Genomic DNA, 19,616 nt, shown 5'->3' on the forward strand with positions numbered 1-19,616 from the left:
ATTTATTATCAACCGTATTTATTATAGACCCGAATTTTCACACTAGGGTGTATTTAATTATTTATAAATACTATATTTTTTATTGATTAAGTATATTAATACTGCAGGAACTACTGCAAAAAACATTAATTTATATCCAAATACTTCTAATGCAAGAAATATAGGGGCAATATATGTCTTAGTTGCCGCAGAAAATACTAAACAATATCCTAAGGCTGCTGTTACTAAAATAGATAGGCCCAACCAAGTTCCTACAATTACTCCACAGGTCGCTCCAATCGCAAACAAAGGAGTAACCTCTCCTCCGCTAAAGCCAATCCCAGTACAAATGGCTGTTAATACGATTTTCAGCATAAAATCATAAACTTGAATCTGTTCAAAGTTTGTAAAAGATAGCCCAATTAAATTCGTACCTAACGATGCATATCTGTATTCGAAAACGAAACTAGTTAATATAAAAGCTGCTAAAAGTATCCATGTTATATTCTTATTAATAGCAACTAATTCTTTTGTTTTTCTTTGAAGGAGAACAAATAAGATTCCTACAAAAACAAAAATAACTCCAACTAAAACTAATTTAGAAATAAACTCTAAATTTATCTTAATTCCACTTACATCTATAGCTACAAAGAACTTTTCCAAACCTAATTTATGCGATACAAAAGCACTTATATACGCTACAACAATATAAGTTACATACTCATAAATTTTATTTTTTGTAAAGTTAAATTTATCACTGATAACCTCTAAAATGAATACTACAGCTGCTAATGGAGTTTGGAATAATCCTGCAAATCCACAAATCATTCCTAATTTCACGAAAAATTGTTTTTTCTCCGTACTGAGATCATTTGAAGCCATATTCCCACCAATAGCTCCACCTAATTGCACAGCTACTCCTTCACGTCCCACACTAACACCGAAGCTATGTGCCAATAAAGTATTTAAAGTTAAAATAAATGGAAATTTCCATGTAACTTTCTCTTTTTTATTAGTTGCCGCTTCAATAAAATACTTCATACCTATATCACTGGTGTGTAAATATTTATTACTAAACTTAGTAAAGATTAATATCAATGGCGTTAAAATTAATAAATACTTATAATAACTACTAGTTAATTCTATTAATTTCAATAACGTTTGACCAAATAACGAACAACAAATAGAAATTAATAATACTGCACTTACTAGTCTAAAATAATAATTCTTTAACATATTATATATAATTTTCTCCTTTAAATATAAATCTTAGACTGACATAAAAGTTCTGAATTCAAAAAAGTGTATATAACAACTCATAAAACACTGTGGAAAATAACTCTCCAAAATCTTGTTTCTTTGAAATCACAATTTTCGAGTCACTCTTTCTCAGATTTTTATCTATTGATTCTTCTTAAAACCTAGACTTGATTTTTTCGGCTAATCATAACTGAATCCTTCTCCTATAATATCATGGACTTCAGTTATTGTCACAAAAGCCCGAGGGTCAATTTTATAAACTAGAGATTTTAGTTTTCCTATTTCATTTCTTGAAACTACACAATAACCTATATTCAAATCTTTCTTAGAATAGCTTCCTTGTCCTTTTATATAAGTTAATCCACGATTCATATCTTCTTGAATTTTTTTAGTAATAGTTTCTATTTCAGACGAAACTATCATTACCCCTTTTCCAGGAACACCACCTTCAACGACATAATCTATAACTTTAGTACAAATAAAAATATAAATCAGAGTATATAAAATCGCTGGAAAACTCTTAACTACTACGAAAGTTAATGCTATGATTACACCATCAAGGATTTGGATAATTCTTCCAATTGAACTACCTGTATAAAGTTGTACAATTTTCGCCACTATATCTACTCCACCTGTTGTTCCCCCTGCTAGAAAGACTATCCCTAATCCTAATCCAGCAAGTAATCCTCCAAACACAGCCGCAAGTAATCTATCCCCACCGATCTCTATTTCTATATTATACTTCTCAAAAATCCCTATCCAAAAAGTCAACATAATAATGCCGTAAACCGTGTATAACATTGTCTTTTTATCTAACATTTTATATCCTATTATTAATAAAGGAATATTTACCAGTATTGTTCCAACAGAAACCGGAAGACCTATTGAATATAATAATAATAGTGAAATCCCTGTTCCTCCACCTTCTGCCAATTTGTTTGGAACATTAAAATGCATAATAGCAAAAGAATAAATAGCACAACCTAAAGAGATAATCAATAATTCTTTAAAAATTTTTGTTAAATTTAAATTTTTGTAATTCTTTTCCATAGTGTACCTCCAAAAGCAATTTTATCCTAATTATAACAGGTTTTATAGTCATAAACAACAGGCATAAATAATAATTTTTTACCTTTTAATAATTATTAATTTCATATTTTCTTAGACATTATTACAAATTTGTACTATAATTATAATATCAATATTGGAGGTTGACTTTTAAAATGAATAAAAACTTCATACCAAATTATCTTACCCTTTGCAATATTTTTTGTGGGTTCATATCAATTCTGACTACATCACATGGATATTTTATCTGGGGTGCTGTCTTTATTATCTTAGCCATGCTTGCAGATAGATACGATGGTATCGTTGCAAGAAAACTTGGTGTTGTTTCTGAAATTGGTCACGATTTAGATTCATTATGTGACGTAGTAAGTTTTGGAGTAGCACCTGCCATGCTTGTTTTTGAAATCTTTATTACTAATGATAAGCCATCAACTTTATTAATGGTAATTGTCGCAATTCTTTGTGGAATCTATGTATGCTGTGGTGCTTATCGTTTGGCCAGATTTAACGTAACAAAAATGAAAAACGGGTACTATCAAGGTGTTCCAATTACTACATGCGGAACAGTCCTTGCAGTACTTGCTCCGATAAAATTACCAAGTATTGCAATGTTAATACTATTAGTATTATGTTCTTACTTAATGGTAAGTAATTTGAAAATTAAAAAAATATAGAAAAAATGTTCAGATATTAATCTGGACATTCTTTTTTATATTCAAATATCTATTAATTACATATTTAAGCTTTATTCACACTAAGCAACTGACTATAACCTCGATCAAATCCGTTGAATTTTCCCAAGCCATTGAGTGACCTGCATTTTTTACCGTCTTTACATTTACATTGTGTTTAGGTAATTCTTCCAAGTCTTTACTCGGAAGGCTATTTTCTCCAAATATAAAATATTTCGGGATATCAAATTCATATAACATACTTCTCCATGATGTTTCTTTTTGTAATACTGCATCACGAGAAATTTGATAAACTGCTTTAGGTAACCAATTTTTCAATGTTGCAGCCCACATTGTATTCATTCCACTTTCACAATATTTTATTAGTGTCTTAATACTTTTTTCGTAATTATCTTCCTTATACTGTGCTATCGCCCAACTAATCTGACCTTTTGTAGAGGGATCTAAGTTTGGTTCTGTTAAAATCAATCTCTCAATTCTATCTTTACACCTTGCACACAACTCAATAGCAATAGCACCACCTAAACTATGACCAAATAAGATAACTTTATTCAAACCTAAATCTTCCAAAAATTCCGCTAGATATTTCGCATGTTCTTTAACCTCATATGAAAAATCTAGAGGTTTGTCACTATATCCAGCCCCTAATAAATCTATAAGTACCCTCCTATGGCCTTTAAATTTCTCACTATTAAAAATTTCTACATAATCAAATGATCCAGCGCATCCTAATCCATGAATAACTACTATAGGTGTTCCACTTCCCTCAAAATCATTATACCTTATCTTGTATTTTTCATTCCTTATTGTGTATTCTCTCATTAAAACCTTACTCCATATAGTTACTTTACTTAATTATATCACTTATTATTAGTATATTACTTTTTTTTTTTTAATTTTTGTTATATAATTTTATAAGTAATTTTGAATAGTAACAAACTAAAAAGGAGATTTCATAATGATATTTACTGAAATTAGTAGTGAAGAACTTCAACAATTTCAAAAAGAAAATAACCATAGATATTATTTCTCGCAATCTGCAGAATACAATATTATGGCCAATAATAACAACTTAAAAACTGAAATTTTAGCCGTAAAAGAAAATAATAAAATACTAGCATACGGTATTTTCATTTATTTCCAATATAAAAAATACTTTTACAAAGTAACTGCTCAATACGGACCAATTATGGACTACTCAAATTCTGAATTAGTTAGTTTTTACTTTAATCAATTAAAAAAACACTATGCAAAAAATCTAAGAGTATTGTGTGTACGTGTAAATCCATTTGTAAATGAAAAAATCTATAATGATATTGAATTTGTAGAAGAAAACAAAGAAGCAGTTAAAACCAATAGAATTCTAAATGATTTAAATTACCAGGCAATGAACGAAGATTTATTTACAAATCCTACACTAGCTTCTCGTTGTATTTTCTCTAAACCACTAGACGAAAATATTACTGAAAGTAACTTATTAAAAAATGTTTCACAAATCGCCCGTTATACTATTAACAGAACGATGAAAGAAGGAGTTCAGGTTCGCGAAATTGATATATTCAATGAAGAAGATGCTAGAATCTTTGATGAAATCAATCGTGATACTGAAGATAGAATTGATTTTGAAATTCGTGACAATACTTATTTCAAATCATTAAAAAATAATATCGGAGATAAAGCTCACTACCTTGTTTCATATATTGATTGTGATCAATTCGTTGAAACTACAACTAACACAATTGCAAATCTTGAAAAAGAGCGAGACGATTTAAAGGAAAAATTAGAACAAGGAAAAGTGAATGCTAAAAAAGCAACTAACCGTCTAAAAGAATTTGATGAAAACATTGCTATTTGGTATAAAAAAATTGATAAAATAAAAGAACTTAAAGCTGAAAATGGAAATGTTATTAACCTTTCATGTGCTACTTTTATAGAATCTGGTCAAGATTTAATTTACTTCACAAGTGGTGCAATGAGAAAATTCCATCGTTATGAAGGTCCATATGCAATCCTATTCCATATGATGAAATATGCAATTAAAAATAACTTCAAATATTTCAACTTCTTTGGTACTTCAAAAGATTTCCATTCTGAAGATGCTACTGATTACGGTGTTCTTCAGTTTAAACGTAACTTCAATGGAAACATTGAATACTTTATGGATAATTACGAAATTAGAAATGCTATTGGAAAAATTTGGAAAATATAATAAAAAAGGAATTGAGTCTTTAGCTCAATTCCTTTTTCTTATCTATTCTGTTTTTTTAGCTGCTTTTTTAGTAGCTTTTTTTGGTTTTTCTTTTTTCTGTGGTTTGTTATTTTCAGGATACATTACTTTATCTACTAGTCCATACTCACATGCCTCTTCTGCTGTTAGATAATTATCACGTTCTGTATCACGTTCAATAGTCTTAATAGTTTGACCAGTTCTATCTGCTAAAATTTTGTTTAATTTTTCTCTTGTTCTTAGAATGTGTCTAGCTGCTATTTCTATTTCTGTTGCTTGACCTTGTGCACCACCTAATGGTTGGTGAATCATAACTTCTGCATTTGGAAGAACGTATCGTTTACCGATAGTCCCAGCTGCAAGTAAGAATGCACCCATACTAGCTGCCATACCCATACAAATAGTAACAACATCACATTTAATGTGTTGCATTGTATCATAAATTGCAAAACCAGCTGTTACACTTCCACCTGGTGAATTAATATAGAAATAAATATCTTTTTCACTATCTTGTGCTTCTAAAAATAAAAGTTGACTAGTTATTGAGTTTGCTACTTGATCATTTACATCAGAACCAAGAATGATAATTCTATCTTTTAATAATCTTGAATAAATATCGTATGCTCTTTCCCCTTGAGAAGTTTGCTCTATTACTGTAGGAATTAAATTCATTTTCTTACCTCCTAATTTTCTTTTCACTAGATATTATATATCAAAAATGGTCAATTAGCAACTTTTTTCCCTTTCTAACCTTTCTTCATTTTCTCCAAATACATTGTACTCTCTACAAATAAATACGGCTCAAAAAAATATGTTTTTAAGTCGTACTATCCACGTTACTATAATCTATAAGAATGTTCTTTAAAGTTCCCTACTATCGTATTTACCGCATTTACAGTAATAAATGCTTCAGGACAATTTTTTGCAACTAACTTACGTAATTGATGCATTTCATTCTGCTGAATAACTACAATTATCATTCGTTTCTTCTCGTGTGAATATCCACCTTCTACGTCCATAATTGTTGACCCTCTATGTAAAGTATTATTTATAACTTCAACCATTCTTTCAGGATTATTACAAATAATTGTACATTGAATATAAGCTGAGAAGAATTTCTGAACACCTTTCATCGTCTGATTACGTACAAAACTCATAACAAGAGCATACATTACATATTTTATATCAAAAAATATCCATACTATTGTATAAATTGTAATATCCTGTATAAGAAATACAGTTGGTAAATTAAAATCCATCTTTTTAGAAATAAATTTACCTGTAATATCTGTTCCACCAGTAGAAGCGCCCGCAACTAATAGACAACACATTGCAAGTCCAGAAATAATCCCACAAAAAATTGCTGCGACAAGAGAATCTCCTAAATTTACTGGTGTTATAATTTTTGGTAAATTATTTATTAAAAAAGAGGATATACTTATCACAATTCCTGTAAGAATTACGAACTTACGGCTAATATATCTATATCCTATATAAAATAATGGAACATTTAAAATAAATTGTACAGTACCTATTTTTATTCCTGTTAACTTATTCACTACTAAACTTAATCCTAATGCACCACCTGCCCCAATATTATTTACAGGTATTAGTAATCCAGCATAAATAGAGAATAATATCGTTCCAATGATTATTAAAAAGACATTTTTTGATTGTTTATGTTGCTCAGTCGTATAAATCGTATCTGATAATTTCATGATTTCCTTATCCTTTATTTTTTTCCTTTATATATTTTAATACAAATATAAATTTAAAACAATTAAAATATTGATTATATTAGATAAAACATTAATAAATAATTCATTTTATAGGCATTTTGTGTTAAAATTTAAGTAATAGACTTTTTTAGTTATTATGATATAGAAGAAATTTGGGAGTCATTCATTAGTTAATTTATACGATAATTAATTTTTAATTTATGAATCTCCCTTTTAAAAGGAGCTATTTATGATTAAACTCTATAATACATTGACAAAACAAAAAGAAATTTTAAAAACAATTGAAGAAAACAAAGTAAGAATGTATGTTTGTGGACCTACTGTATATAACTATATACATATTGGAAATGCACGTCCGATTATAGTTTTTGACGTAGTTCGCAAATATTTAGAACACAGTGGATATGAAGTAGATTTCATCTCTAACTTTACAGACGTTGATGATAAAATTATTAAGGCTAGTAATGAAGAAGGAATTTCTACAAGTGAACTAACTGAAAAATATATTACTGCTTTCTTTAAAGACTATGATGCACTTGGATGTAAAAGAGCAACTAAAAACCCTAGAGTTACTGAATACATGCAAGAAATAATTGACTTCATCTCAAAACTTGTTGAAGAGGGATTTGCATACGAAGCTAATGGTGATGTTTATTTCAGAACACGTAAAAAAGAAGACTATGGAAAATTAAGTAAACAATCTATCGATGACCTAATTAGTGGTGCTCGTATTGAAGTTGGTGAGCACAAAGAAGATCCTCTAGATTTCGCATTATGGAAAAAAGCTAAACCTGGCGAAGTTAAATGGGATAGTCCATTTGGAGAAGGTCGCCCTGGTTGGCATATTGAATGTTCTGTAATGGCAAAAGAAACTCTAGGTGATACAATCGACATCCACGCTGGTGGACAGGACTTAACATTCCCTCACCACGAGAATGAAATTGCACAATCTGAATGTCACAACCATGCACCATTCAGTAACTATTGGATGCATAATGCATTTATTAATATTGATAATGTTAAAATGAGTAAAAGTTTAGGTAATTTCCGCTTAGTAAAAGATATTATTGCAGAAATAGATCCAATGGTACTGCGCTTATTCATGTTAACAGTTCACTACAGAACTCCAATTAACTATACATTAGAAAATATTGAACTTGCGAAAACAAACTTTGAAAAAATTAAAACTTCTTATCAAAACCTACAATTCAGATTAAATAATGATATGACTGATGAAAAATTAGATACAGAAGTTGTAGCATTAGTTACAGAAGAGTTAAACAAATTTGAAGAATATATGCAAGATGATTTCAATACAGCAAACGCACTTTCTTCATGGTATGAAATTGTGAGAATATCTAATTCATACACAGCAAAAGAAGCTGTCAACAAAGAAACTCTAGAGCTAATTAACGCTGCATTTGAAACATATAGTTCAATTCTTGGAATAAACGTAAAAGAAGACAATACACTTAATAGTGAACACATCGAAAGTTTAATAGCCGAACGTGAAGAAGCTCGTAAAAATCGTAATTTCGCCTTAGCTGATAAAATACGTGACGACTTAAAAGAACAAGGAATTATCTTAGAAGATACTAAACAAGGTGTACGATGGAAAAAAATATAACTTTTAAATTTACTGAAAAAAACTTCGCTAATCCTAATCAAATGCAAGCACTAACCCTTGCCTATATCGGAGACAGCATCTATGATATTATGAGTAGAGAGTATGTTATGAAAAATCACTTAGGTAAAATAAATGATCTTCATAAAACAGTATCTACAATCGTATCAGCAAGAGCACAAGCAAGTTTTATGGAAAACATACTAAATAATAGGATATTAACAGAGCAAGAAGAAAAAATTTATAACCGTGCAAAAAATCAAAAAAACAACTCTAAAGCAAAGAACGCAAGCATTATGGAATATAAACTTGCTACAGGTTTAGAGGCAGTATTCGGTTATTTATATTTAGAAAAAAACTTTGAAAGATTGGAGGAAATGTTTAACTACATAATTAGACTATATGAAGAAAAACAATAAACACTATAAAGAATTAAGACTAAAAAACAAAGAACAAAAACCTCAAGTTGAAACTCCTGAGGTTGATTTAGATAAAGAAGTAATTGCTGGTCGTAACGCTATACTTGAAGCTATTAAATCAGGGCGCGAAATTAATAAAATTTTATTCCAAGAAGGTATTGAAAAAGGAAGATTAAAATCTATTTTCGCTATTGCTAATGAGAAAAAAATCATTTGTCAAGAAGTTCCAAAACGTAAACTAGATAATTCTACTACTGAACGTCACCAAGGGGTTATCGCCTATGTTGCCCCATACGCTTACTTTGAACTTGATGAAGTAGTAAATAACCTAGAAATTAATAAGGATACTACCCTACTAATTTTAGACCATATTGAAGATCCACACAATCTTGGTGCTATAATTAGAACTGCTGAGGCTAGTGGTGTTAAAGCTATAATAATCCCTAAACGTCGTGCTGCTGTGGTTAGCCAAACTGCAGTTAAAGCATCTGCAGGAGCGATTGAACATATGCCCGTTATTCGCGTATCAAACCTAACTGATGCTATTAAAAAGCTAAAAGAAAAAGGATTCTGGATCGCTGGAACAACATTAGCAGAACGTTCTGAAGATTATACAAAAATTGCAAAAGATGTACCTTTAGCTATTGTAATCGGTAATGAAGGTGAAGGAATGAGTAAAGTTGTTACTAATGAATGTGACTTCTTATATCACCTTCCAATGTTAGGAAAAATACAAAGCTTAAATGCTTCTGTAGCAGCTGGTATAATAATGTACGAAAGAATTAAGTCTAATGATTAAAATATTAAAATCTAAAGAAGAGCTTAACCTTGGTTTTGCTCTTCGCATTGAAGTATTTGTTAAAGAACAAAATGTTCCTATTGAACTAGAATTAGATGACAAAGATCATAGTGCAAACACTATTCATATTGGATATTTTCATGACGATAATCTTATTGGAGTCGCACGTCTTATCGATATGGATAAAGATGTTATTCACATCGGACGTGTTGTTATTGATAGAGAATATCGTGGAAGAGGTATTGGTCGTAAGCTTATCGTTGGCTGCGAAATTACTGCCAAAAACATTTTAAAAAGAAAAATAGTTATAGAACTTAGTGCTCAAATACAAGCAGAAAAATTCTATGAATCATTAGGTTACAATCGAGTGAATGACAAAATATATTTAGATGCAGGTATTGAGCATGTAGATATGAGGAAAGTAATTAATTAAATTTATAAAGGAGGCTTTTTTATGAAAAAACAATATTTATTTATTGATGGTTATAATCTACTTTTTCGTATGAAAGAATATAACTTAATAAAAAGCTCTACCTTCCCTACTGAACGTGATGTTCTAATCGATATGTTACGTGAATACGCAGGAGGAAATAATTACATCGTCTACTGTGTATTTGATGCCTATCTAACTCGTGCAAAAGAATATATAAAAGAAGAACCACCTATCAGTATAGTTTATACAAAAACTGGGCAACGTGCTGATCAATGGATAGAAAGAAAAACTCGAGAATTAAGAATCGATCACTTTGTAGATATTATAGTTGTGAGTGATGATAACGATGAACGTGATACTACTCTCGGGTACGGAGCTATTCTAAGAGACTGTCATATGTTTATCAAAGAGCTAAAAGATAGGAAACAAAGTGTTTCTAAAATGACTAGAAAACATAATTCAAGAGAATTAAAAAATAGACATATTCGAATGAGCGATAAAGATAGAAGAAAACTAGAAAATTTCATAAAAAATGGGAAATTTTAAAAATAAGAGATGGACATATTAAAATCCATCTCTTTTTTAATATTTTGAAAAATCTATACTCGAATCTAAATGAAACTAATTTCAATTTTTCCTTTATTTGAAATTGCTGTTATTTGTCTTTCCTTAGCAGCTGTTGTATTCTTGCTGTAATTAATTTGATAATCTTCTTTATTCCCTATTATCTTAGCAAAGATATCACCGGCATCTGTTACCAAATCCATAGAGTTCACTTTAGTTTCATCTACTATAATTTTTGTATTATTTTTAGTTTCAATTACTGCATTTTTAATAGTGTCCTTAGTAATTTGTACCTTTTTATTATCAGTAGCTATTTTAAGATTACCTATCTCAGCTTCATCAACTACAACCTCATCATTACTACTAATAATTAAATTTTCTACATTTACAAATATTTTAGAAGTTGCATCTCTGTTTTCCAAACTTATATTTTTATATACTTTATTAGGAAGATATACGTTAAGGCTATTATCACCTAATTCCTCTGCGAAAGCAGTAATATTTAATAAATTATTATCTATAAAATACTTATAATTTCCTTTGTACCTTCCTTGTATTAAAATCGTCTCATTATCGTGATAATAAATTTTGACATTATTTTTCAATGTGTTAATTTTAATACTATCTATCCCTTTCTTCCCAATCCATTCACTAAAGACTTTATAAGAAGATTCTTTTGGAGCATTAGTTTCTTTATCCTCTTTACTGAATCTCACACAACCTGTTGCAATTGACACAGTTAATATTCCAATAACTATTGTTTTTAAAATTTTTTTCATTATTATCCCCTCCTACCCTCAGAATACTCCTATAAAAATAGAATGTCAAGAAAAAAATGATTGACCTAGGAAAAGACCAATCATTTTTTTATAAAATTATCTCATTGTTACGAATTCTTCAGAACCTGTTGGGTGAATTGCTACTGTGTTATCAAAATCACGTTTTGTTGCACCCATTTTAATAGCTACAGCAAATCCTTGTATCATTTCATCTACACCATAACCAATTCCATGTAATCCAATAACTTTCTCATCTTCACCAAGAGTTACTAGTTTCATAAAACATGGTTGTCTGTGACTAGTTATTGCAGAATACATTGGAGTGAATGATGATTTATAAACTTTAATATTTTCTTCACCAAATTCTTTTACAGCTTGCTCTTCTGTATATCCAATAGAACCAATCGCTGGGTGTGAGAATACAACTGTAGCAACATTAGTGTAATCTAAGTGTTCTTCAGGTTTATTATTAAATAATCTTTCTGATAATCTACGTCCTGCCGCAACAGCAACTGGAGTTAAAGCAAGGCGTCCTGTTACATCACCAACTGCATAGATTCCTTCTACATTAGTGTTTTGGTATTTGTCTGTTGGAATAAATCCACGTTCATCTACTTCTACACCTGCAGCTTCTAAGTTAAGATTCTCAGATAATGGTTTTCTACCAATTGCCCAGATTAATAAGTCAACTGTAGTTTCACGTCCATCTTCAAGTACTAAAGTAACACTGTCATCAGCATTTTTTACAACTTTTTTAGGAATAGCATTTGTGTGAAGAGTTGGACCTTCTTCATTAATTACTTTTACTAAAGTATCTACTATATCTTTATCAAAAGTTCTTAGCGGACGATCACGACGTACAAATAAGTGAGTATCAACACCTAATCCATTGAATACCCCAGCAAGTTCAACTGCGATATATCCTGCACCAACTACAGCAATACGTTTTGGTAATTGTTTCAGTGCAAATACTTCATTAGAAGTAACACCAAACTCGGCACCTTCAACATTAGGGATAGTTGGTTGTCCGCCAGTCGCTATTAGTATATGATCAGCTGTATACTGTTCACCATTTACTTCAACTGTATTTTTATTTACAAATTTAGCATATCCTCTTACTAGATCTACTTTATTATTGTTTAATCCACGTTCATAAGAACCATGAATTCTATCAATATATGCAGAACGATTACCTACTAATTTTGAAAAATCAAATTCTACATCTCCAAAACTAAATCCATAATCATTTGCGTATAGTTTTAAACTTTCAGATATTTGTGACGCATGCCACATAACTTTTTTAGGAACACATCCAACATTTACACATGTTCCTCCTAGTTCATTTCCTTCAATTAACAATCCTTTTACACCGTACATTGCAGCTCGGTTAATTGAAGCTATTCCACCGCTTCCTCCACCAATTGCAATATAATCATAATGTTTTGCCATGTTTTCACCTCTATAATATAGTATAACTTTTATCAATTAAAGATTAAGTATTTCCTTATCTTTTATTAAGTTACACTTAATCTCTATATTTCATATTATGCAACATTTAACAATTTAATTCAATAGATATGCTTACATTTGTAATCGAAAATTGAAAATCATCTTATTATCAAAGATTTTCAATACCTTTCAATATTTTCCAGTTAAACCTTCAAAGCATTGTTAATGATAAATACTTCTTTTTATGATATAATTTTTCCATAAATGAGGTGATTATATGTTTAACTATATAGAAAAATTAAACTCTATAGAACAATTTAAAACTTTAAAAGAGGAAAATGAAAAAATTGTTTTTGTATTTTCTGCAACATGGTGCCCTGATTGCATCATGCTTGATCGTTATTTAGAAGAAACGATGAACAAGTTTCCAGAAATAAAATTCATCTACGTTAATCGTGATGACTACCCAGAAATATCTCAAGCTCTTGATATTTTTGGTATTCCATCTTTTGTAGGTTACAAAAACAATGTTGAAGTTAGTCGTTTTGTATCAAGACTTGCTAAAACACAAAAAGAAGTAGAACAATTTTTAGAGAAAATCTAATTAAACTATAAAAAGGCTCAGCATTTTGCTAAGCCTTTTTACACTACCTTAAATAATAAAGTGGTCCTAATATTTTTTTAATATTTTCAGTTGATTCAAATTTTAGATCTAATGCATCATCAACAGTTTTTATCTTATTGTTTTCTATCATTTCTTCTAGTGTTGACGGAATTACACTTAATTTAAACACCGGAGTGATTTTTAAATCTGATGTAGGAACGATATTATAAAGATCATTTTCTTCAATTTTTTGACCTACAAAAATCTCTTTTGTTCCTTTACCCATATTTACTTTTACTGTTTTGTTTGCAATAAAATGAGATAATGAATAACCTGATTTAGGTGCTACTATTATTTTATTATTTTTTGTAGCATCCCCAATATTATTAAATTCATCAACTCTTAAAATATTAGATGTACCTTTAGAAAGATTAATATTTCCTTCAAAAGTTTTTTCAAATTCTACATTAAATAACTTTCTATATACTGCAGTAAATTCAATATCTTTCCCTTTTTCTGTAACTACAGCACCTAATTCATTAGTTTGTAATAGTTTATTTTTTGATACTCTAATATTTTCTGAGTTTTCACCAGCCATTAAATAATCGTTATTTGCCTGCCAACCTAAGAACTCCTGCTCTGTAACTCCAGTAGCCGTTGGTAAATTAATCATACTATCTATTCTAGATCCTACTAGTACCTCTTGACCATCAGACAAGAATTTATCAATACCACGTCCTACAAACTTAACAGTAACCCACTCACTATCCACTTTTTTAAAGTAAATCTCTAAAACTGTCTCTGCTGTAATATAATCATCATCGCTGATTACTTTCTTATTGGATCTAAATAATACCTCATAACCTGAACTCGGTTTAATTTTTTTACGAAGTTCTGCTAATAACTCCCCTATTTTTTTAGTTTCAGGCCACTCTATATCCTTGTCTTTTATACTATCATCAACCTTACCAAAACGTTTATTGTAATCATCTTGACGAATTTTAATAGTATTAGTATTTTCTTTATAATTTGCTTTTACTATAATACTATTATCGATACTAACTTCAGATAAATCCTTAATTTCATTAATTTTAGAATTATCTTTTGCATTTAAAATAGTATAGCTATCAACATGATATTTTTCTCTATCAAAGAACTTAGTATCTATTTCACTTAGTTTCTGACCGGTTAGCAACGTCACTTCTTTCTTAGTAATACCGTTATCCAATAATATTTTTGTATTATATTTTGCTTCAATTTTTATATTATTTCCTAATACTTGAGAATTTGAAACTTCCTTGTCATCTAAATAATAACCAGAAAAATCATAACTTGAATCATTACTAGTTATATCTTTAATTTCATTTTCTTTAATGAAGTTACCAAACGATACTCCCTGTTTGATTAAAAACTCTTTATTATTCTTCTTAAATTCCGAAGGATATTCTATTTTTACATTATTCCAGTAATCTTTATCCTGCGATAATTGTACTTCTATTTTTTTCGCTAAATATGGTACTTCTAAATTTTCCAAGCTTGTTTCCTTACCATCTACTACTATCTTTGCTTTAGTATAACTGTAGTACTTATCAGGACGATAATACTGCTCTATTTCATATGGTAAAACTGAGAACTTATCATCCTTAGGGGAATTTCTTAATTCAATCGTTCTATTTACTACCTCTTTTTTTCCTTCTGTTACAACTAGATTGATATTCTTTTTAGTAAAATATATTTGACTTGATTTAGAATATTCAAGATTCTCTATATTTCCTTTATTATCAATTTCATAACTCATAACATTCATTATTATTCTACTATTCGGTACAAAAAGTTTTAGTAAACTTTTATCAACTATTTTACCAGCACCACTATTTTTTAATTGTATTCTAAAGATTTCATTTGGAATATTATTATTATCAAGTGAATAGAAAATTAGATAATTATATGAATTCTTTTTATAACTTAATAATTCTGCACTATACTCCAATTCTTCCATATTACTCTGAATTAGATTGTTTTTTATAACAGGAAGAGAGTAACTTCTACTTCTAGAGAATAAATCAAAATTAAATATATTATCCCTTAGTACTGTATCCATTACAGTTGTATTATAATCTGTAAAATAATCTGCTTTTATCTCTGAACTTGCAACTGTAATTAAGCTAAAACATAACAATCCAGAACTTATAAATTTACAATATTTCAACATTTCTCCTCCTTTCTTTCTAATTTCTATTATATCATATTCAATAAAAACAATTATACGTAATGTCATTAAAATAAAATTAAATAATATAATATTTCCGCAAGATATTATTGTTTAATTTCTCATATAAGAATTTTTATTTAAATATCACAAAATTGACCTATAAGCGTATCACTTATAGGTCTGTTTTTATTAATGTTATTTTATATTTTAAGCTTCGCTTGTATTTTCTAACATTATTTGATCATTAGATATACTAACTTCATCATATTCGTTATCATCCGCAAAATCGTACGAATACTCCTTATATAGGAACATTTCATTAGAGTAATCTAAGAATTCCTCATCTGGAACAGAAAACTCTACTTCGTTATAGCTTTCATCAGCATAATCTGATAAAATCTCATCTTCATAGTCTATTTCAGTATTGAAGTCCTGGGAATATTCATCATCTTGCCCGTACCTGGGATCCGGCGACTCCAAACTAGATAAATTCATTGTATACATAATTAATCTCCTTAAATATCTTTTTTTATTATCATAATTATACATAATAGTTTAACTTTTTTCAAGCAAAAACTATAGTTTTCTCAAAATATTTTTTCTAACCTCATCAAGTGCTTCTACACTTGCTCTAAAGCGGATTAAGTCTCTATCACCAACGAATAAACATTCTTTTACAGTAACTTCTCCCTGAGCATATACAGCTATATAAACTAATCCAACAGGTTTTCCACTTTCATCACTATTTGGTCCTGCTATACCAGTTGTTGCAACAGCAAAATCACTATTTAATCGTTTCGCTACTCCTAGAGCCATCTCACAAGCAACCTCTTCACTTACAGCTCCAAACTCTAGAGAAGTTTCTTCTTTTACTCCTAGTGTAGTAATTTTAGACCTATTAGAATAACAAACTATACCTTCTAGTAAAGAATCTGAAATTCCACTTTTTTCTACTAACATAGAGACTATTTCACCTCCAGTTAGAGACTCAGCAATGGAAATAGTATAATTATTTTCAATAAGAAGATTAGCTACTACAGTATTCAATTCCGTTTGTGAACTTGAGATATTTTCATCTCCAACCAAATAAATATACTCACCAACCCCTTCTCTTCTTTCTATTTCTTCTAGTTGACGATTTATCATTTCTTCACATTCAATTTTATTTTCTGAACTTGCTGTAATTCTTAGTAGAACTTCTCCTGTTTTTGCGTATAATGCTAATGTTGGATTAGTTTGTCTATCCATTATGTCTTTAATTTTCGTCTCTAACAATGATTCTCCAATACCATAAAACCTAACATATTTAGAAATAAATTTTTTCTTACTATATTTCTCTAAATAGGGTTTGACACCTTTTTCAAACATATCACGCATTTCTCTTGGTGGTCCTGGCATTAATATAATACGTTTATTATTTTCTTCAATAATTATACCTGGTGCTGTACCACAAAAATTCTCTAATACTATAGCACCTTCAGGAATCATAGCTTGTTTTTTATTATTATCTGTTATTACATTTCTACCTGATCTCGTTAATCTCTCGAGTATTTTTACCCATGAATATTCATGGAAATAGAAATCACGACCAAAATATTCGGCTGCACATTCTTTAGTGATATCATCATCCGTTGGCCCTAAGCCTCCAGTTATTATAACAGTATCGTTTTCAAGAAAGGCACTCTCCAAAGTTTTTAGCAACCTTTCTCTATTATCTCCAACCGTTGTTTGTCTAAAAACTCCTAATCCAAGTGCTGCTAATTCTTTTGATAAATACGCTGTATTAGTATTTACAATATCTCCTAATAATAACTCTGTTCCCACAGAAATTAATTCAACTCTCATAAATAAACCTCGCAAAATTTACTAAATTTCTTCTCTTAATTCTATTCTACATTATAACAGCCAAAAAATAAATAATCTAGTCCTAAAGTACTTTCATTAAGAATAAGAAAGCTCAATGAACTTATTCACTGAACTTTCTTATTACTCTATTCTCTATTTGTATATTTTTGATGCAGTTCTAACTGATCTCCCATAAGTTCTTCAACTGTTACCAATTCAAATCCTTGTTCTGTTAAATATTGAAGTACTGTAGGTAAAGCATCAATTGATGTTTGGTGAATATCATGCATTAAAATTATTGATCCTGGTTGAGTTTTTCTAACCTCTCTCATAATAGAAGCAGTATTTCTATTCTTCCAATCTAGAGTATCAATATTCCATAATATAAATGACTGATCTACTGCCGCTTGAATAGTAGAATTTATTCCTCCATATGGTGGTCTCATAATGTGAACATCTTGACCACTCGCCTTTTTCAAAGCTTCAGTAGTATCATTTATCTGGCTCTTAGCTTCTTCTAAACTAATTTTCGTTAGTAATGGATGACTCCAAGAGTGGTTACCAATTTGATGACCTTCTGCTACAACCTGCTTAATAATGTCTTCATTTCCAGCAACTGAACGTCCAACCATAAAGAATGTAGCTTTTGCATTATATTTTTTCAGCAATTCTAGAGCTACTGGTGTAGTATTTGGATTCGGACCGTCATCAAATGTTAAAGCAACTGCCTTCCTACTTCTTTTCTTAATATATTCATTATATTTTGCTAAATCTTCAGCTTTTAGATATGTTCCATCAATATATTTATATAAATCATTTACTGGGATATCTACTGACTTAAGCCCTGATTTATTTTCATCAACCGCTATTTTAAATTTAGCTTCGTCATATATAAATTTCCATGTAGCCATATCTTGATTACGAAGTTTAATAATGATAGCATTAATATCTTCTTCTGATAATCCTTTTACAGCTAATTGTTGTTTTATTTTTGATAAAAATTTCTGTTTAGCCTCATCTGGTGAACTAAATAAGCTAGATAATGTAAATTCTTTATTATCTTTATCTAAATAAATACTTGAAACCATTGATTCACTAGCAGATTCAACTTTCCTTGATTCTACTTTATGTGATACTTTCTTTGCACTTACTTCTTTTACCGCTGCAAAATTTGATTCTTTTTCTACAACTCCGTAAAATGCTATCTCTTTAATATCTTTATCAAAGTTTAAATTTCCCTCTATTAGCCCTTTGGTCTCATCATCTAAGCGTTCTTTAATCTCATTAGTTTGCTCGATGTTTGAATTTGGATAATATACTTTCACATATTTATCACCTATCCAACCAGACTTAACAGTACTGTTTTTAGCTAATTCTGATTTGTCCCCATCTTCAACAATTTTTTTCACATCTGATTGAAAATTATATTCTTGCCATTTATTGTATGCTGTATCTCCAAAAAATAATAAAAATGTGCATACCAACATACAAAGTATTCCAAGAAGAATACCTAATTTCTTCATTACTTTATTCCCTCCTTAATATATTTCTTCAATAATATTTTAAAAATATTATTTTTAAAGTGGCTCGAAATCACAATTTCGAAGAAATTGATTTTATCAAGTCGCATCGACCGTAAACTTACTAAATAACCATCAAATTCTTATAAAGCAAATTTAGTCATCAGTAAACCTCTAAGTCTATAAATCCTCAGATAATCTCTTTTTAAATTTAAAACTCTTGGTTTATTCCCTATTTACTTTTATAAAGTATTCATTAATCATTATACATTAAACAATTAAATTACTCCAGTAAAAATTAAACAAAAGTGTACAGGTATTTCCCTAAAGAAAAAAGATGTTAGCAAAGCATGCTAACACCTTATATATATAGGCTCTTTGTCAAGTTCGGGGCATGGAAAAA

At 29.5% G+C, this 19,616-nt stretch carries 19 protein-coding genes; 8 read left to right on the forward strand and 11 right to left on the reverse strand.

The features are described from left to right. Positions 1-57 precede the first annotated feature (57 nt). Together HMPREF3186_RS02245 and HMPREF3186_RS02250 are read right to left on the reverse strand one after the other, a co-directional pair. On the reverse strand, positions 58-1,215 hold the full coding sequence (locus HMPREF3186_RS02245; protein ID WP_060913744.1) for a chloride channel protein: 1,158 nt from the start codon (positions 1,213-1,215) through the stop codon (positions 58-60). A 204-nt stretch (positions 1,216-1,419) separates the two neighbouring features. After that, a complete protein-coding gene (locus tag HMPREF3186_RS02250) occupies positions 1,420-2,289 on the reverse strand; it encodes a YitT family protein (RefSeq protein ID WP_060913745.1) in 870 nt (289 codons plus the stop codon). A gap of 173 nt (positions 2,290-2,462) precedes the next feature. Here HMPREF3186_RS02250 and pssA point away from each other — a divergent pair, with 173 nt between their 5' ends. Beyond that, complete coding sequence (gene pssA / locus HMPREF3186_RS02255; protein ID WP_060913746.1) at positions 2,463-2,981, forward strand: CDP-diacylglycerol--serine O-phosphatidyltransferase; 519 nt, start codon at positions 2,463-2,465, stop codon at positions 2,979-2,981. Positions 2,982-3,056: 75 nt separating this feature from the next. On the opposite strand, the gene HMPREF3186_RS02260 is transcribed toward pssA, so the two are convergent. Beyond that, on the reverse strand, positions 3,057-3,821 hold the full coding sequence (locus HMPREF3186_RS02260; protein WP_060913747.1) for an alpha/beta fold hydrolase: 765 nt from the start codon (positions 3,819-3,821) through the stop codon (positions 3,057-3,059). Positions 3,822-3,957: 136 nt separating this feature from the next. On the opposite strand from HMPREF3186_RS02260, the gene HMPREF3186_RS02265 reads away from it, so the two are divergent. Continuing rightward, complete coding sequence (locus HMPREF3186_RS02265; RefSeq protein ID WP_060913748.1) at positions 3,958-5,208, forward strand: peptidoglycan bridge formation glycyltransferase FemA/FemB family protein; 1,251 nt, start codon at positions 3,958-3,960, stop codon at positions 5,206-5,208. 42 nt (positions 5,209-5,250) lie between these two features. On the opposite strand, the gene clpP is transcribed toward HMPREF3186_RS02265, so the two are convergent. After that, positions 5,251-5,898: an ATP-dependent Clp endopeptidase proteolytic subunit ClpP gene (clpP, locus tag HMPREF3186_RS02270; RefSeq protein ID WP_060913749.1), complete on the reverse strand. Its 648-nt coding sequence runs from the start codon at positions 5,896-5,898 to the stop codon at positions 5,251-5,253. A 167-nt stretch (positions 5,899-6,065) separates the two neighbouring features. After that, entirely contained in the window at positions 6,066-6,944 is an 879-nt protein-coding gene (locus HMPREF3186_RS02275; protein ID WP_060913750.1) for a YitT family protein, read from the reverse strand. 250 nt (positions 6,945-7,194) lie between these two features. On the opposite strand from HMPREF3186_RS02275, the gene cysS reads away from it, so the two are divergent. The 5 genes from cysS to HMPREF3186_RS02300 are packed head-to-tail and all read left to right on the forward strand — an operon-like array spanning position 7,195 to position 10,786. Continuing rightward, a complete protein-coding gene (cysS, locus tag HMPREF3186_RS02280; RefSeq protein ID WP_060913751.1) occupies positions 7,195-8,592 on the forward strand; it encodes a cysteine--tRNA ligase in 1,398 nt (465 codons plus the stop codon). Further along, on the forward strand, positions 8,577-9,008 hold the full coding sequence (locus HMPREF3186_RS02285) for a Mini-ribonuclease 3 (RefSeq protein ID WP_060913752.1): 432 nt from the start codon (positions 8,577-8,579) through the stop codon (positions 9,006-9,008). The genes cysS and HMPREF3186_RS02285 overlap by 16 nt, the downstream gene beginning before the upstream one ends. After that, positions 8,992-9,807, forward strand: coding sequence for a 23S rRNA (guanosine(2251)-2'-O)-methyltransferase RlmB (gene rlmB, locus HMPREF3186_RS02290; protein ID WP_060913753.1), 816 nt, complete (start codon positions 8,992-8,994; stop codon positions 9,805-9,807). The genes HMPREF3186_RS02285 and rlmB overlap by 17 nt, the downstream gene beginning before the upstream one ends. After that, positions 9,800-10,240, forward strand: a complete 441-nt coding sequence (locus tag HMPREF3186_RS02295) for a GNAT family N-acetyltransferase (RefSeq protein ID WP_060913754.1) — start codon at positions 9,800-9,802, stop codon at positions 10,238-10,240. The genes rlmB and HMPREF3186_RS02295 overlap by 8 nt, the downstream gene beginning before the upstream one ends. A 21-nt stretch (positions 10,241-10,261) precedes the next feature. Continuing rightward, positions 10,262-10,786 (forward strand): NYN domain-containing protein, encoded by a 525-nt coding sequence (locus HMPREF3186_RS02300; RefSeq protein WP_060913755.1) that lies wholly within the window; start codon positions 10,262-10,264, stop codon positions 10,784-10,786. 65 nt (positions 10,787-10,851) lie between these two features. Here HMPREF3186_RS02300 and HMPREF3186_RS02305 read toward each other — a convergent pair whose 3' ends face one another. Further along, positions 10,852-11,583 (reverse strand): hypothetical protein, encoded by a 732-nt coding sequence (locus HMPREF3186_RS02305; RefSeq protein WP_060913756.1) that lies wholly within the window; start codon positions 11,581-11,583, stop codon positions 10,852-10,854. Positions 11,584-11,679: 96 nt separating this feature from the next. Further along, positions 11,680-13,032: a glutathione-disulfide reductase gene (gorA, locus tag HMPREF3186_RS02310; RefSeq protein WP_060913757.1), complete on the reverse strand. Its 1,353-nt coding sequence runs from the start codon at positions 13,030-13,032 to the stop codon at positions 11,680-11,682. 277 nt (positions 13,033-13,309) lie between these two features. Here gorA and HMPREF3186_RS02315 point away from each other — a divergent pair, with 277 nt between their 5' ends. Beyond that, positions 13,310-13,636: a thioredoxin family protein gene (locus tag HMPREF3186_RS02315; RefSeq protein WP_060913758.1), complete on the forward strand. Its 327-nt coding sequence runs from the start codon at positions 13,310-13,312 to the stop codon at positions 13,634-13,636. 43 nt (positions 13,637-13,679) lie between these two features. Here HMPREF3186_RS02315 and HMPREF3186_RS02320 read toward each other — a convergent pair whose 3' ends face one another. From HMPREF3186_RS02320 to HMPREF3186_RS02335, 4 genes are all read right to left on the reverse strand, one after another. Further along, the gene (locus HMPREF3186_RS02320) at positions 13,680-15,848 is read right to left on the reverse strand and encodes a hypothetical protein (RefSeq protein ID WP_060913759.1); all 2,169 of its coding nucleotides are present in this window, start codon (positions 15,846-15,848) and stop codon (positions 13,680-13,682) included. 207 nt (positions 15,849-16,055) lie between these two features. Then, positions 16,056-16,352: a hypothetical protein gene (locus tag HMPREF3186_RS02325; RefSeq protein ID WP_060913760.1), complete on the reverse strand. Its 297-nt coding sequence runs from the start codon at positions 16,350-16,352 to the stop codon at positions 16,056-16,058. A gap of 72 nt (positions 16,353-16,424) precedes the next feature. Next, positions 16,425-17,693 carry a competence/damage-inducible protein A gene (locus tag HMPREF3186_RS02330; RefSeq protein WP_060913761.1) on the reverse strand — a complete coding sequence of 423 codons (1,269 nt, stop codon included), beginning with the start codon at positions 17,691-17,693 and terminating at the stop codon, positions 16,425-16,427. A gap of 146 nt (positions 17,694-17,839) precedes the next feature. Then, complete coding sequence (locus tag HMPREF3186_RS02335) at positions 17,840-19,216, reverse strand: polysaccharide deacetylase family protein (protein WP_060913762.1); 1,377 nt, start codon at positions 19,214-19,216, stop codon at positions 17,840-17,842. Positions 19,217-19,616 lie beyond the last annotated feature (400 nt).

Source organism: Gemella haemolysans, from assembly GCF_001553035.1.
Classification (GTDB): Bacteria; Bacillota; Bacilli; order Staphylococcales; family Gemellaceae; genus Gemella; species Gemella haemolysans_B.